This is a genomic window from Parendozoicomonas callyspongiae (genome assembly GCF_023502345.1).
Classification (GTDB): Bacteria; Pseudomonadota; Gammaproteobacteria; order Pseudomonadales; family Endozoicomonadaceae; genus Sansalvadorimonas; species Sansalvadorimonas callyspongiae.
Map to the genome: position 1 here is coordinate 220,166 of NZ_JAMFLX010000003.1, position 15,635 is coordinate 235,800.

Consider the following 15,635-nt stretch of genomic DNA (forward strand, 5'->3'; position numbering starts at 1 on the left):
TTACGGCCCTCAGATAGAGATCTTCTTAAGCTGACGACGACGGCCGTAAGTCATGTTGACTATTGCGCGGCTCACCAGAATCGCTGTGAACATGGAGGTCAGGATACCGAGGGACAGAGTCACCGCAAATCCTTTCACCGGACCAGTACCAATTGCGTACAGGATCACACCCACGATCAGCGTTGTAATGTTGGCGTCGAAGATAGAAACAAATGCCCGGTCGAAGCCTTCAGCAATCGCCTTGTGCGGTGTCAGACCGCGCTTCAGCTCTTCCCGAATACGGGAGAAGACCAGCACGTTGGCATCAACCGCCATGCCCAATGTCAACACGATACCGGCAATACCCGGCATGGTCAGTGTCGCACCGAGAATGGACATCATGCCCACCAGCAGCACCAGGTTCAGAGCCAGGGCCACATTCGCCACCAGACCGAAGAACCGGTAAACAACCAGCATAAACAGAATGATCAGAGCCAGACCAACCATGGTGGAGTTAATACCCATACGGATATTTTCCTTACCAAGGCTTGGACCTACAGTCCGTTCCTCAACAAAGTGCATGGGAGCCGCCAGGGATCCGGCACGCAGCAGCAGGGCCAGTTCAGACGCTTCAGCACGGGAATCCAGACCGGTAATCCGGAAGCTGTTACCCAGAACGCTCTGAATGGTTGCCAGGCTGATAATGCCCTTTTCCTGCTTATAAATCGGAACCTGAACTTCGATTTCCTCACCATCTACAACACGTTTTTCTGTACGGTTACCCATGAAACGCTGCTCAATAAACAGCACCGCCATGGAACGGCCGACATTGTTACGGGTTGCACGGTTGATCAGCTGACCGCCTCGGTTATCCAGATCAATATTTACCTGAGGGCCGCCAGTCTGGGTATCAACATTGGATCGCGCGTTGGATACCTGGTCACCAGTCAGGATGATATCCCGCTCCAGATTCGCTGTACGACGGGTATCGCTGCGGAACTCGAAAGTCTCGTAGGTACCGGCAGCTGCATCATAGTTAGCCGCCAGACGGAACTCGAGGTTGGCCGTCTTACCCAGAATACGCTTGGCTTCTGCGGTGTCCTGAACACCAGGCAGTTCCACCACGATGTTCTTGCGACCCTGACGCTGAACCAGAGGCTCGGACACACCCAGTTCGTTCACACGGTTACGAACAGTGGTCAGGTTCTGCTTAACGGCATAATCTTCCAGATCACGAATTTGCTGCTCGGTCAGGTTGTACTTGACCAGGAAGCGACCATTGGACTCAGAGGTATCGGTCTGCAGATCCGGGAATTCTTTGGAAATAACCTTGCGGGCACTGTCGCGTGTTGCAGCATCGTTGAAGGCCAGCTCACGGGCCAGGCTGCCTTTCTTCTCAGGTACAGTGCGATAACGCAGACGTTCTTTACGCAGAGCAGTACGAATCTCACCAGCGTAAACGTCCATACGTGTCTGAACAGCCCTGGGGGTATCAACCTCCAGCAGGAAGTGCACACCACCGGAGAGGTCAAGACCAAGCTTCATGGGATAAGCGCCCATGGAAGTCAGCCATTCAGGTGTAGTAGGAGCAAGGTTCAGAGCAACAACGTAGTCATGGCCCAGGCGCTCGGAAATAGCAGCCTTGGCTGGAAGTTGATCTTCAGAATCAGTCAGACGAATCAGAACAGAGTCACCTCTGGGGCTGACTTCTGTAGATTTGACGGCAATACCAGCCTTTTCAAGCACTTTCACCGCGATAGCTGCCTCAGACTCGTTCAGGGTCAGAGAGGAGCTGGCTCCGGAGATCTGCACCGCCGGGTCATCGGGATACAGGTTAGGCAGAGCATAAAACACGCCCACTGCCACAAAAAGCAGAATTGAGAGGTATTTCCACAAGGGATATCGGTTCATGGGGCCCTCGGGTTCCATTAAAAGACAAAAATGGCCTGTCTAAACAGACAGGCCATTCGCGATCATGTTCAATTATGAATTGCCTTGATCGTACCCTTGGGCAGAGTGGCAGCAACAGAAGACTTCTGGAAATTCATATCAATCTTGTCGCTAACCTGCAGGGTAACAAAGTCGTCAGCAACACCAACAACTTTGCCCACGATGCCACCGGTGGTTACCACCTCATCGCCTTTGCCGATACCTTCCAGCAGTTTCTTATGTTCTTTGGCACGCTTACTCTGGGGGCGCCAGATCAGCAGCCAGAAAATCAGAACAAAGCCACCCAGCATTACCAACTGCCCCATCATGCTGGGACCAGCTGCTGCAGCTGTCGCGTCGGCTGCGAAAGCCTGACTGATCAAGCTCATATCAATACTCCTAATTGAACGCCAGCTCAGGAAGCTTCCCGTTCACCGGCTAATCCGTCTTAAATCTCCAGCGCCGGAGCAACCTGGCCCCTGGCAGCGTAGAAGTCATCCACAAAGTGGCTCAATTTACCCTGTTCGATACTCTGTCGCAAACCGGCCATCAAACGCTGGTAATAACGCAGGTTATGAATGGTATTCAGCATGGAACCCAGCATCTCGTTACATTTGTCCAGATGATGCAGGTACGCTCGTGTGAAATTCCGGCAAGTGTAGCAGTCACAGCCCGGTTCCAGCGGCTCGTCAGCATGACGGTGGACAGCATTACGGATCTTCACAGTCCCGGCAGATGTGAACAGATGGCCATTTCGTGCATTACGTGTAGGCATAACACAGTCGAACATATCAACGCCACGGCGTACTGCCTCAACAATATCTTCCGGCGTGCCTACACCCATCAGATAACGGGGATATTCTTCAGGAATCCGGCGAGGTGTGTGGGACAGAATACGGTGCATATCTTCCTTGGATTCACCCACGGAAAGACCACCAATGGCATAGCCATCAAAGCCAATTTCCAGCAGACCATCCAAAGAGCGGGCACGCTGATCTTCAAACATACCGCCCTGGATAATACCGAACAGGGCAGATGGGCTGTCAGCATGAGCTTCACGGCAGCGCTTGGCCCAGCGCAGGGAAAGCTCCATGGAAGTGCGGGCGCGTTCTTCGTCGGCATCACCAGGGGTGCACTCGTCAAAGATCATCACGATATCGGAACCCAGATCCTTCTGAACCTGCATGGAGATTTCCGGGCTCATAAAGACCTTGGAACCATCCACTGGCGAGCGGAAGGAAACGCCCTCTTCAGTAATTTTGCGCAGATCACCCAGGCTGAACACCTGGAAGCCACCGGAATCTGTCAGGATGGGCTTGTTCCAGTTATTGAAGTCATGAAGGGTGCCATGCTCCTTGATCACCTCGGTACCAGGACGCAACATCAGATGGAAGGTATTGCCGAGGATAATCTCCGCGCCAATCTCTTCAATATCACGGGGCAGCATGCCTTTTACGGTGCCGTAGGTGCCCACAGGCATAAAGCAGGGGGTTTCCACCGTACCACGGGGGAAAGTCAGCCGGCCGCGACGGGCCAGCCCGTCTTCACCCAGCTTCTCGAAGGACATAAAGCATTCCTGGCGCATCGCACCGACTCCTGTAACTCTTAAACTTTTTTAAACTGTCTGCTTGCGGGTCAGCAGCATGGCATCCCCGTAACTGAAGAAGCGATAGCGCTCGTCAATCGCTTCCCGATAGGCATTCATAATTTCGTTATACCCGGCAAAAGCTGATACCAGCATCAACAGGGTAGATTCCGGCAGATGGAAGTTGGTAATCAGACAATCCACCACCTGGTACTCATAGCCAGGATAAATAAAGATTTCTGTTTCACCGGCAAAAGGCTTCAGCTTGCCGGACTGGGCAGCGGTTTCGAGACTGCGCACAGAGGTAGTACCAACAGCGATAATCCGACCACCATTCGCTTTGGTCTGCTTAACCCGCTCAACAACCTCTTCGGAAACCTCCAGATACTCGCTGTGCATATGGTGATCTTCAATCTTATCCACACGCACAGGCTGGAAAGTACCTGCTCCCACATGAAGGGTGACAAAGGCTGTTTCAACGCCCTTTTCTTTCAGCAGGGCGAACAGTTCATCATCAAAGTGCAGACCGGCTGTTGGAGCCGCTACTGCACCTTTCTCTGTACCATAAACAGTTTGATAACGCTCCCGGTCTGCCAGCTCATCTTCACGGGTAATATAAGGTGGCAATGGCATATGGCCATGTTGTTCCAATTGATGAACAACAGGCTCTTCTCCGGCAAACTCCAGCAGGAAAAGGGCATCCTGACGCTCAACCATCATGGCTTCCAGCCCACCCTCCAGCAGCAGGCGGGTGCCCGGCTTGGGAGATTTGCTGGAACGCACATGGGCCAGAACCCGGCGTTCATCCAGAACCCGCTCCACCAGCACTTCAATCTTGCCGCCAGTCTCTTTCTGGCCGAACAGGCGTGCAGGAATAACCCGGGTATTGTTCAGAACCAGCAGGTCTCCGGGTTTCAGGTAATCGATAATATCCCGGAAAGTCCGGTGAACAGGCTTGCCCGTTTCACTGTCCAGCACCAACAGTCGGCTGGCACTGCGTTCCGGCATCGGATAACGAGCAATCAGCTCATCGGGAAGTTCGAAATGGAAATCACTGACGCGCATTTGCCGCCACAACCTTACAGCACGAAAAAGGCGGGAAGAATACCGAAATCAGTGGGAAATGTCAGGTCAGGAGAGCAGATAGCCGGGATTGAAATCCCGGCTTGATAACCCACTCACTTCAAACATCTGTGCCCTCTGATGGCTTTGGAGGCGGAAAAGGACCGCCAAGATGCTGTGCATGCTGATCATAACTTGGAGGAAATCGGTATGGTGGCGGCTCTCTACGGGGTAGAGGAATACTCACTGGATCTGGGTTGAACGGCTCATCATCCTCATCATCAAACTGCTCCCAAGAGTCTGCCTGTTTCAGCTGTTGCCTGGTAAATTCATCAATCCCTTCATCGTCATATTCTTCAGAGTTATGGATGAAATGAACATTCCCGCCATTAATTGAGCTTTTATACCGACCTATCGCACTGTCAGGGATACCTCCATTTTCACCCCATATATCTGGGCTATCCCTCCGGGACAGATCAACAACAATGACCGTATTATTCTTCAGCATGTCATCTTCGACATCTTTAAGAGCATTCACCCCAAGCGGCTTCAATTGCCCATCGAGCTGCTTGAGTTTTCGATTGTTCGCTTCTATCTCCCGCTTCATTCTGTCCAGAGGTGGAGGAGCGCTGTAGTAGTGAGCCAGCGACTGCTGGACGTACTCCTGGTACATCTTCAGATCGTCCGCTGTAACTGGATCATTTGGGTTGGGAGGTGCAAGATGAACAGGTACACCATCAACGACCAAGACTATGCGAATATTATTTCCCATCGCATAATCAGCATCCTGAAGAGCACGAATGATTTCAGGTGCATTCACTTTCACCCACTCCTGAGCCATAAGGTCACGCAACATAGTGATTGTCTTATTTCGAGTGGCCAGCATTTCATTACACTGCTCGATCTGTTCGTTATTAAGGGGCTGTTTAGGCTCTACAAACTCTAACGAAGGATCAAAAGCCTCAGATTTACGCTCTCTCAAGCTTGTTGAAGGAGGCGAGGTATCGGGGGTGTCTACTTCATCTCCTACTCCAGAATCATTTGTGTTTAAGCGCTGTAGCTGAGCCTTGGGGTTGACAGGGTATGTGTTCCGGGTACCCCTTTGAGCTTGTGGAAGCGGTGGCGGTGGCGGTGGCGGTGGAACTGAATACTTCCCTCTCGTTGTGGAATTGGTTCCCCCTGGTGTTCCAGAATCCATAATTGGTATCCATACCCTGTAGTTCGTGTGGCTATTTTATCGGCAGCACTTCAAGGTTCTTGCATGCTTATTCGCAAATGTTATACTGCGCCTCGCTTAAAAGCGCCGGTGTGATGGAATTGGTAGACATGACGGATTCAAAATCCGTTGCCTTCACGGGCGTGTCGGTTCGAGTCCGACCACCGGTACCAGATATATCAAGGCCTGGAGAAGAATCGACTTTTCTGGGCTTTTTTGTGTCCGGGATTTGCTCAATCTAATACTCCCTTCTTTTGTTTGACTGCCCCAGCCAGATCAGCTTCTGCTATCAAAACTTTTTCTACTGTCATCAAAATGCGCCCCAATAGCAAAGAGCAGCATTACATGTTTCAAGACCTGTAAGCCTGCCGTGTCGTGCTTAAAGCTTGTACTGATGCGGAGGTGGAGTGGGCAATAAGGGCCAGCAATATAAAGCAGCGAGCGAGCCGCAATCCCCGCCTGTTCAAAACCATCTGTGGAGTGTCGCCGTCACCCCTGTAGCATTTATGCCCGGCAGGGAGCTGGTTTCCCCGTTGAAGGAAAGTAACTCTTAGATGAAAGAAGCCCTGATAAAACTATCAGGGCTTCTTTCATTAGGTTACGTTAACTAGAGCAAGCTACCGACAATTGGCAGGCAAATAATTCGGGGAATTGATCATAAATCTTGAATCCGTATGATTGTGACAAGTCCACTCGATTGACCCTCCTGAAACAGTCGGAGTCAGCCAGAGAATTCCTTCAGCAGTATTTGCATCTGAATTGCTGGATCCAAACCAAATCTCTACTAAGCCACGACCTGCTGACCAGGTAACTCTTGTTGCTCTGAATGAACCGGCATGGCTATAGTCAGACATATACTCAACATCTGATGTGGGAAACTCCCCATGAGTTGAGTAGTACTCAGTCACTTCCCCCTTGGCCGCAGAGGCCAGCTGAAGCCCTTCAGCCACTCTGGAGCGATAGGTGTAATCCTGATAAGCAGGAATGGCCACAGCGGCAAGTATGCTGATGATAGCGACAACTATCATCAACTCTATTAGCGTGAAGCCTTTGATATATTTAGATTTTTCCATTTCTCAATCCCTGATAGCAACCCAACCCTTCTATATTAGCAAACCAAAAACTCCAGATAATTTTCAATAAGAACTACTCAGAAACCGTGCTGGCCTGCCGTTCCCTTTGTTTTTCCCTCGACTTGGTAGAGGGTATTAGCCGGGTAAATTTCAGAGCCCTATCTTCAATACCCGTTAGGCGAAGGCTCAAAATATCCAACAGGTAATTCTGATAGACCTTCCAGGGTTTCTTCGTGCCCTGCAAAGGCATTTGGGATTTCGCTCTTTGGATATAGCCCGACTGCATATCCATAAAAGGAGCCTTGGAAAAGCTTTCAGCATTTCTGGGCATACACGCCGTATATCCTTTTTGATCCATATAGTTCAAAAGTCGGCATATATAGTTTGCTGCCAAATCAGCTTTAAGCGTCCAGGAAGCATTGGTATATCCAAAAATCATGGCAAAGTTAGGCAGATCTTCATAAAGCACACCTCGGTAACACATCTTTTGAGTATGTTCATAAGGCTTTCCATCAACCGCCAGCTTCATTTTGCCAAAGGCCTGAACATTCAAACCTGTCGCTGTGATGATGACATCGGCCTCAAGCTCTTCCCCGGATTTCAACAGAATACCCTTCTCGGTAAACCGTTCAATATGATCAGTCGCGACTGATGCCTTACCAGCCGAAATGGCTTTAAACAGATCTCCATCCGGAACAATACACAACCGCTCATCCCATGGAGCATAGGCTGACGAGAAGTGTTTCATATCAAAATCATCGGGCAACTGCTTCCTGACGGAACGTAGAAGCAGGTTTCGGGAGGTTCCAGGAAATAACCTGCAGAAGTTATAGATCAACCAGGACACGGATATATTTCTGAAACGAGTCAAACGATAGACCCACGCCTCAGGAAAAATACGACGCAGACCATCAACAATTGGATCGGCCATAGGGAGCGTGAGAATATAGGAAGGGGACCGTTGCAACATCGTAACATGCCCTGCCACATCAGCCATTGCAGGCACGAGGGTGACAGCCGTTGCACCACTGCCGATTACAACAACTTTTTTTCCTGAATAGTCATAACCCTCAGGCCATTTCTGAGGGTGGAAAATATCCCCCTGGAATTCTTCCCGTCCCGGGAAGGCTGGATCATAGCCGGACTCATAACTGTAATAGCCTGTGCAACCTGCGAGATAACGACAGGAAAACTCTTTCGTCTGTCCCTGGGCATCTTCCGTTTTCACAAGCCAGACAACTTGTTCCGAAGACCACTCAGCAGAAATAACCCGATGGCCAAACCTGATTTTTTTATCTATTCCATGCTCAGTGGCTGCATCCTCAATATAACGACGAATATCACCACCCTGAGCAATGGGCTCAGCGTTTTCCCAAGGCTTGAAGTTGTACCCGAGGGTGAACATATCGGAGTCGGATCGTATACCGGGATAGCGAAATAAATCCCAGGTTCCACCGATACTGTCCCTGCCCTCCAATATTGCAAAGCTCTTTCCCGGGCTTTTTTGCACAAGATGACAGGCCAAACCAATACCGGATAAACCTGCACCAATAATCAGTACATCAAAGTGCTCTGTCGCTGCATTCATTTTATTTTTCTTATGTTCTGCCAGTTAACACAAGTGACTACAATCTCACATTCCCAAGTTTGACTGCCAGACAATTTTTGGCCCTGCCAAGGCCTGTTGAGGTTTTATTATTGCACTCAGCCTTTTCGAGGGTTCTATAAGCAGCATCTTACATTTGTCACTTTTCAACAAACGCTCTCTCAATCACATAGTGTCCCGCATTTCCGTGTCGTGCTTCCTCAAAGCCCTGAGCATTTAGAATATCGCAGGTATCTTTGAGCATGGCCGGGCTGCCGCAGACCATAAAGCGATCATGTTCCAGGCTGAACTTTGGCAGTTCCAGATCCATCACCAGCTTACCACTGTCCATTAAATCCGTCAGACGTCCCTGGGTTGGGAAATACTCACGGGTTACCGTGGGGTAATAAACCAGCTTATCGCGAATCAGACCACCAAAATACTCATTGGTTGGCAGTTCATTTTCTATCACTCCCTGATAAGCCAGCTCAGATACAAAGCGAACGCCATGGGTCAGAATAACCTTATCAAACCGCTCATAGGTTTCCGGGTCTTTAATAATACTCAGAAATGGTGCCAAACCTGTACCCGTGCTGATCAGCCATAAATTTCGCCCAGGCAAAAGGTTATCCAGAACCAAGGTACCCGTCGGCTTGCTGCTGACATAAATCGAATCCCCCACCTTGATATTCTGCAGGCGTGAAGTCAGAGGCCCATCGGAAACCTTGATACTGAAAAACTCCAGCTCTTCTTCATAGTTGGCACTGACAATACTGTAGGCTCTCATTAAAGGTCGCCCATCCACTTCCAGCCCAATCATGACAAAATGGCCATTTTTGAAGCGAAACCCGCGATCCCTGGTTGTGGTAAAACTGAAAAGAGTATCGTTCCAGTGGTGAACACTGGTGACAGTTTCTGTCCTTAAAGAACTCATTAACCCACCCTGCATCTTTAGCTGTTTTGTTATCAGTTTTGCTATCAGGCCGAACCAGCTTCTGCGCCAACTCCATTGGACACTATTTCTTGTCAGTTGTTGACTAAAATACTTGGGTTTTTATAGATCAAATATTCATATCTATAAATCATCTTTTTTCCATCACGCAAAAGCTGTGTCATTCTAAATGGCATAGTGGAGCTTATAAGGGAAAGCTGATCATGAAAGCATTCCGTATCGAATCAGACAGCATGGGACAGTTGGAAGTCCCACAAAATGCGCTTTATGGCGCACAAACACAACGGGCTGTTAATAATTTCCCAGTCAGCGGCAAGAGGCTTCCTGCCAGTTTTATTCGGGCACTGATCCAGATAAAGGCAGCTGCCGCTGAAGCCAATGCGGAGCTGGGACAGATTCCTGAAGATATGGCTCTGGCAATTATCAAAGCCTGTCAGATTCTCCTTAATCAAGACAACCTGATCCAGCACTTTCCGGTCGATATTTTCCAGACGGGTTCTGGTACCAGCTCTAATATGAATGCCAATGAAGTTATTGCAACGCTGGCAAGCAGGGAGCTTGGCGCACCTGTGAACCCCAATGATCACGTCAACTGCGGCCAGAGCAGCAATGATGTGATTCCTTCCTCCATTCATACCAGTGCAGCAATTGAGCTTTCAGAAAACCTGCTGCCAGCCCTGGAGCGCCTTATAAAAGTGACCAGCGCCAAGGCTGGAAACCTTGATGCCTATGTCAAAACCGGTCGAACCCACTTGATGGATGCCATGCCGGTAAAAATGAGCCAGTCTCTGGATGGCTGGGTTGCCCAGCTACAGCAAGGCCGGAAACTGCTTCTGGCGATGAGGAATCAGGTTCTTCAGCTGGGACAGGGTGGCACAGCAGTTGGAACAGGCATTAACGCCCACCCTGATTTTGCCCGCCTGTTCAACGAAAAGCTCTCTATCCTCACTGGCCTCGATTTCAAACCCGCTGATAATTTCTTCGCCATGATTGGCTCTCAAGACACCGCCGTGGCCTTGTCCGGCCAGCTGAAAGCACTGGCTGTCACCATTATGAAGATTGCCAACGACCTGCGCTGGATGAACTCCGGCCCCTTGGCAGGTCTGGGAGAAATTGAGTTGGAAGCCCTGCAGCCGGGCTCTTCAATGATGCCGGGAAAAGTGAACCCGGTTATTCCCGAGTCAGCAGCCATGGCAGCAGCACAGGTAATTGGAAATGATGCAGCAATAACTGTGGGCGGCCAATCCGGTAATTTTGAGCTGAATGTGATGCTGCCGATGATTGCTGACAACCTCCTGAACAGCATCCATCTGCTTGCCAATACCTGTCTATTGCTGGCAGATAAGGCCATTGCCACTTTCCAGGTCAACACGGTCAGGCTGGAAGAATCCCTTTCCCGCAACCCTATTCTGGTGACCGCCCTCAACCCGATCATTGGCTACCAGAAAGCGGCTGCCATCGCCAAACAGGCCTACAAGGAACTGCGCCCGATTATCGATGTAGCCGAGGAGCAGACTGATATTTCCCGTCAGGAACTGGAAAAACTGCTTGATCCGGCCCGTCTGACCCAGGGAGGGGGCTAAGCCAGTAAAACTGTATAAAGGGCTGATATTTCAGCTCTTTTTTTAAATCCCTACTTTCGTCTACCTCTCTTTGCGGAACTCCCAGCCTTCCTGCCAGTCAAAAACGTGAATATCTCATTTCTGCAGGGAGGCGGATGGTATGAAACCGAAACAAGTGATTGGCTTATGCCAGTATGTATCAAGGTTGGCAGGTAACCTGTTCTCAGCTTTTACCTATCCGATTTCTCTTGCTTATTCATGGTGCTTTGGCTCCAGAAAGGCACAGGCCCTCAAGGCTGAAGCCACCAAGCCTCAAATCAATAATCAACCCAAGCTGGTTGATGCCTTAGATCTCGCAGATAACAAAACAGCTTCATTGAAGCAAAGGGAAGCGGCTGAAGTAGTAAAGCCTGCCCGCAGACTGTCAACGCCAGCAAGAGTTGAGTTACCGGCTCAGAACACTGAAGCTCCCAACAAAGATAATGAAGAACTCCTGCTTTTAGATATTCCAGCAGTTCCTCCCAAAACTGAAAACCCGAATATGAAACCAGAGCCTCAGCCCAATGCGGATGATGAGTTAAAACTGCTTGAGGCTCTGGATTTGAATGGTGAGGAAAAGCCAAAAGCTCCCACACCTGTAAAGCTTGCTCGCAGTATGTCCTTGCCAAAAGACGTTAGCCTGCTGGAAGTGGATGTTATTACCAAGCAAGTTGAAGAGATTGAAAATGAAGAAGCAACTCTTCAAGCCCCCCCTGCATCGCCAGTACCGACTACGAATCCAGTTGCCGTAGAAACCCTTCTGGAAGAGAAAAAACCCACTGGGGAAGATATTCAAAAACAGAAGCTAGCTGAGTATTACAAAGACTGGGGAATAAAAGAGCCAAGTAAAAAAGAAGAACGGAAAGCAAACCTTAAGAGCGAAGAGCAGGCCGAACGTGCGTACAGGGAAAAATTAGCTCGTCAAAACGTTCCTGCCGAAGAGGAAGCAGATCCACCTCTGGAACCAGAAAGTGAATTCCCTCTTTCACACAGCGAAATTATGGCTCGCATTCGCAAAGGTATGAAAAAACGATCAAAGGCCATTACTCAGGAAAGTGTGTTGGAAGCTATGCCTGTCAACATTCTCACACCTGAGGCTTCTCCAGTTTCACTGAAACCCCAACCTGATACAGAAGAAACTACCCACAATGCAACCATCAAAGTTCAAGCTAAAGAAGATGTTTCTCCAGAAACGGTGTGTGTAGTAACGCCCACGAGGATTTCACCAGTACCTGCTAGTCAATGTGAAACTAAGCCTGTTGAAGCAAAGGTTACGGTTGAAGACCCGCTTGCCATAATGAAAGAGCTGATGAAGCGCATTGCTGAGCAAGCGGAGCTGATGAAAGAGCAGGAAAGGCTCAGAGAATTAAATCGCCCAAAAATCAAATTGAGTGAGGAGCAACAGATTCAGTTCCTGCGCGAAGAAAACCAAAGGCTGGCGAAACTGCAAAGAGCAGAAAGAAATCAGGATTCTCGGAAACCTTCTGTTATCAGCACGCCTTCCCCGGTTGAGAACACGGTTGATGACCCATCTTTATCCTTGCCAAAATCAGTGATTTTACCTCCGGTTATTGAACCTACATCTGAATGTAGCTCCAGCGACGATAGTGATGATGAAGACGTTTATAAAAATTCACCCTCAGATTCGCTGCAAAAAAGTTTGCCAAATTTGACCATGTCATTACCTGTCTACAACCAAAAATTTTCACAGATTCAAACTACTCCTTTAACTCAATCGCTAAATTCTGCTGTCTGTGCCATTCCTTTAAGAAAGCCTCCCCAGCTAAGCGTTAAAGATCTGGATGATGATGACTTTAAAGAAATGGGACTTGAGGCTGATGAAGTTGAAACGCATCTCAGCATTTTGAATAAAGATCCAAAAGTTATTGATCACCTTTTATCACTTGTGCCTGAGGGAGATGAACCTGTCGATGAGAAATCTCTGGAGAATATGGTCAACTCTCTGCCAACAAAGACTGTTTCACAGATCAAGGAACTGCTGCCACAAACTACAGATGAAGTTCAAAACATAGAAGCGAACTTGCCAAGTATTCATCAGCCTCCTGGTATGTCTTTAAAATTCACACGTCAGCTACCGCCTTCAATTTACGAAGGATGTAGTGATGAAGAAATGGAGGAATATATTGATGATGTTATTAGCTCCTCAGGTAATGATGATAGTTACTCGAGTGATGAAGATGGACACTCAGTCAAGAAAGAAGTATCTCCTGGCGCGTCGCTGGCAAAAGCTGATACAGAGCTTCACCGCTCTGATATGGAGAAGAAACTCAATGTTCATAACACCACCAGTAAATTAAGCAAAATATTAAAATCTGCCACAGGGGTTCCAGAGGATGAGCACCCTGAGGTTGCCAGGGCTGTTGCAGCCAGATTAAATGGTGCCAGCTGCACGAGTGAAGAACTTCGCCAACATGTAACTGCCGTTCTTACCAGCCATGTTTCAAGAACTCAAAAACTGGCTCCAAGTCTCGTTGAAGCTATTAGGAGACAACCGGGAACGATCAGTCACCTGCCATTCCGCAGGTGCGATATTGATCAAATGGATGATGCAGCAATTGTTCCGTCTGAAAAGGAAAGGCAGGCTGTCAAAGATTTTGCACCATTACTGGATGAAACCCAAAACTTGATTTTCCGCCCGGTTCTCGGTGCCAACTCCGGCTCGTATGCAGGTCAAATCGCTGAAGTTGAAAAGGCCATATCAGAGCTACACGATATGCAGCTTAAGCTGGAAAACCCTGAGGATCTAACGTACTACGTTATGCCGGGCGAGAAAGGCCATAACGATGACTCCTGGGACCAGCCAATACGAAACGCTGTTCATCAGGACATCATGGCAATGAAAGGCCAGCTGGAAGAGAAAAAAGAGCAACTGGAAATCATTCAGCGTAATGACCCCAGAACAGTTGAAAATCTTATGGCCCAGGCTTCCAAGTGGTCTCAGGCTGCCCATGAAGCTATCGATAATGGTCGTACAGCTTACGACCAGAAAATTGAAAAGGCCAGCAAGGCCAGCAAGCGTATTCTGAGAGGCGCGATGATACTGGTCAGAAAGAAACTGGAAAATGAGCGCCCAGACTTTGACAGTGCCAAAGAGCAGGTTACTGGGATGGTTACTGCTTTGAATGGGGAGTATCAGGGTCAGGGCGGTGAGCTGCCAACCATGATTCAGGATCTTGATGCTTATGTAAAAGGTCTGGAAAAAATCTGCAAGGAAGTAAAATCCAAGGATTACCTCGAAAGCCAGATAGTCGATATGATGGAGAACCAGTCTCCACCAAAGAAATCTGTGCACGAACTTCCTCTTATCATTGAAGGCAAGCTGTATAAATATACTGTTGAATATACTCCAATGCGGGAAATGCTTCTTCGAGCAGAAGGTCCTGCCCCACAGGGAGACTGCAACCCTCTGGCTCTTACAGGCTTTACGCCTTCCCAGAACCGGGATTCTGAGCATGCCCAGAACCTGACCTGCGTCGTTGTAAAAGATCCAGATGGCGAGGTTATCAGACGAGAGCTGCGAGTCGGTTCACTGGTACCAATACCCAAGCGAATCAAGAAGAGAAAAGATCGTGACGCTATTGCAGAAAAGAGGATGAATGAAGCTCTGGTAGGCCTGGTTACAAACAATCAGGCAAATATTCCAGGCCTTGCTGAGGCATTACAGGGGAGACAGGAGGATCCTATCGAGCTTCCGTTTACCTACCTGTGCTTCCTGTCCCCCGACAAACTGAGACATAAAACAGGCTTTCATGAAGATGAATACCTGATGGCCAAGGAAGCTTCCGAAATGCTTGAGAAGCTGGAAGGGAAAGAGAAGGAGCTGGAGTTCCTGGACAGCCGCGGTGTATCTCACAAGGTTCGCTTCAAGTTCAAGCCCAGAATGTATATTTTCCCTGTAAACCAGCTGGCCTTCTCAAAGCTGAGACACTTAGCCCGTCCTTTCGAGTTAACCGACAGGCTTAACAAGAAAGCAATGGAAGGTCTGATTGGTGCCACAGAAGATAAGCAAGGAATGCCTGGCGGAGATGCGGGTGAATTTATTCACTCCGCGCACTGGGAACTGCTTTCTGGTCTGGAGAAAGAAAACTTCCTGGCTCTGTGTAAAGAACACCGCAGATCTATTGAGAGCAAAAGCTACCATCACGGCGGAACCAGAGCGTTCTACGATATCTGGCTGGTTGACCAAATCTGCCAGATCATGCATGCACCATTGATGGGTGGATGTAAGAGTGCCAAGGACCGTACCAACAACGTGTATAAATCCAATGTTGTTGACTGCTGTGAAGCTGATGTTCGAATGAAGACGGCCAGAGAAGTTGAGGAAGCCCGGAAATCTTCCCATGAGCAGGATGATGACACTTCCAGCAAGAAGACATCACCAACAGACAGACTGACACTGATGCCCCACATGACCACAGAGGAGCGTATACAGAACCAGACTGTTGCTCATGTCGTTTATGGTGGTCTGCAGCAGCAGAATAACAACTGCGGTAAGTATGGTTATAAGGTTGAGGATACAACCCTTGCAGAAGTTGACCCTTATACATACCAGCTGACAATGGTGAAATAACTTTTTAAGTTAAATTCACACCTGAAATGAAAAAGCCGGTAGGTTCTTTACCAGCTTTTTCA

At 48.8% G+C, this 15,635-nt stretch carries 10 protein-coding genes and 1 tRNA gene; 3 read left to right on the forward strand and 8 right to left on the reverse strand.

What is annotated here, in order from left to right; all coding sequences use genetic code 11:
- Positions 1 to 9 precede the first annotated feature (9 nt).
- The 5 genes from secD to M3P05_RS03670 form a co-directional block, all read right to left on the reverse strand.
- Positions 10 to 1,890, reverse strand: a complete 1,881-nt coding sequence (secD, locus tag M3P05_RS03650; RefSeq protein ID WP_249697866.1) for a protein translocase subunit SecD — start codon at positions 1,888 to 1,890, stop codon at positions 10 to 12.
- A 68-nt stretch (positions 1,891 to 1,958) separates the two neighbouring features.
- Positions 1,959 to 2,297, reverse strand: a complete 339-nt coding sequence (yajC, locus tag M3P05_RS03655; RefSeq protein WP_249697867.1) for a preprotein translocase subunit YajC — start codon at positions 2,295 to 2,297, stop codon at positions 1,959 to 1,961.
- A gap of 59 nt (positions 2,298 to 2,356) precedes the next feature.
- Complete coding sequence (gene tgt / locus M3P05_RS03660; RefSeq protein WP_456299640.1) at positions 2,357 to 3,475, reverse strand: tRNA guanosine(34) transglycosylase Tgt; 1,119 nt, start codon at positions 3,473 to 3,475, stop codon at positions 2,357 to 2,359.
- A gap of 48 nt (positions 3,476 to 3,523) precedes the next feature.
- On the reverse strand, positions 3,524 to 4,558 hold the full coding sequence (gene queA / locus M3P05_RS03665) for a tRNA preQ1(34) S-adenosylmethionine ribosyltransferase-isomerase QueA (RefSeq protein ID WP_249697869.1): 1,035 nt from the start codon (positions 4,556 to 4,558) through the stop codon (positions 3,524 to 3,526).
- 118 nt (positions 4,559 to 4,676) lie between these two features.
- Positions 4,677 to 5,441 (reverse strand): hypothetical protein, encoded by a 765-nt coding sequence (locus M3P05_RS03670; RefSeq protein WP_249697870.1) that lies wholly within the window; start codon positions 5,439 to 5,441, stop codon positions 4,677 to 4,679.
- Positions 5,442 to 5,857: 416 nt separating this feature from the next.
- Here M3P05_RS03670 and M3P05_RS03675 point away from each other — a divergent pair.
- Positions 5,858 to 5,944, forward strand: a tRNA-Leu gene (locus M3P05_RS03675).
- A gap of 444 nt (positions 5,945 to 6,388) precedes the next feature.
- On the opposite strand, the gene M3P05_RS03680 is transcribed toward M3P05_RS03675, so the two are convergent.
- The 3 genes from M3P05_RS03680 to M3P05_RS03695 all read right to left on the reverse strand — a co-directional run bounded on the left by M3P05_RS03680 (position 6,389) and on the right by M3P05_RS03695 (position 9,363).
- Positions 6,389 to 6,844 carry a pilin gene (locus tag M3P05_RS03680; protein ID WP_283777658.1) on the reverse strand — a complete coding sequence of 152 codons (456 nt, stop codon included), beginning with the start codon at positions 6,842 to 6,844 and terminating at the stop codon, positions 6,389 to 6,391.
- Between the two features lie 73 nt (positions 6,845 to 6,917).
- Positions 6,918 to 8,432: a flavin-containing monooxygenase gene (locus M3P05_RS03690; protein WP_249697871.1), complete on the reverse strand. Its 1,515-nt coding sequence runs from the start codon at positions 8,430 to 8,432 to the stop codon at positions 6,918 to 6,920.
- A 157-nt stretch (positions 8,433 to 8,589) separates the two neighbouring features.
- Complete coding sequence (locus tag M3P05_RS03695) at positions 8,590 to 9,363, reverse strand: ferredoxin--NADP reductase (protein WP_249697872.1); 774 nt, start codon at positions 9,361 to 9,363, stop codon at positions 8,590 to 8,592.
- Positions 9,364 to 9,584: 221 nt separating this feature from the next.
- On the opposite strand from M3P05_RS03695, the gene M3P05_RS03700 reads away from it, so the two are divergent.
- Together M3P05_RS03700 and M3P05_RS03705 are read left to right on the forward strand one after the other, a co-directional pair.
- Positions 9,585 to 10,964, forward strand: a complete 1,380-nt coding sequence (locus M3P05_RS03700) for a class II fumarate hydratase (protein WP_249697873.1) — start codon at positions 9,585 to 9,587, stop codon at positions 10,962 to 10,964.
- Between the two features lie 139 nt (positions 10,965 to 11,103).
- Positions 11,104 to 15,573, forward strand: coding sequence for an inositol phosphate phosphatase SopB (locus M3P05_RS03705; RefSeq protein WP_249697874.1), 4,470 nt, complete (start codon positions 11,104 to 11,106; stop codon positions 15,571 to 15,573).
- Positions 15,574 to 15,635 lie beyond the last annotated feature (62 nt).

Coding starts and splice junctions, on each gene's coding strand:
- secD (WP_249697866.1), bottom strand. CDS start 1,890: ATGAACCGATATCCCTTGTGGAAATACCTCTCAATTCTGCTTTTTGTG.
- yajC (WP_249697867.1), bottom strand. CDS start 2,297: ATGAGCTTGATCAGTCAGGCTTTCGCAGCCGACGCGACAGCTGCAGCA.
- tgt (WP_456299640.1), bottom strand. CDS start 3,475: ATGTCCTTCGAGAAGCTGGGTGAAGACGGGCTGGCCCGTCGCGGCCGG.
- queA (WP_249697869.1), bottom strand. CDS start 4,558: ATGCGCGTCAGTGATTTCCATTTCGAACTTCCCGATGAGCTGATTGCT.
- M3P05_RS03670 (WP_249697870.1), bottom strand. CDS start 5,441: ATGCTGGCCACTCGAAATAAGACAATCACTATGTTGCGTGACCTTATG.
- M3P05_RS03680 (WP_283777658.1), bottom strand. CDS start 6,844: ATGGAAAAATCTAAATATATCAAAGGCTTCACGCTAATAGAGTTGATG.
- M3P05_RS03690 (WP_249697871.1), bottom strand. CDS start 8,432: ATGAATGCAGCGACAGAGCACTTTGATGTACTGATTATTGGTGCAGGT.
- M3P05_RS03695 (WP_249697872.1), bottom strand. CDS start 9,363: ATGAGTTCTTTAAGGACAGAAACTGTCACCAGTGTTCACCACTGGAAC.
- M3P05_RS03700 (WP_249697873.1), top strand. CDS start 9,585: ATGAAAGCATTCCGTATCGAATCAGACAGCATGGGACAGTTGGAAGTC.
- M3P05_RS03705 (WP_249697874.1), top strand. CDS start 11,104: ATGAAACCGAAACAAGTGATTGGCTTATGCCAGTATGTATCAAGGTTG.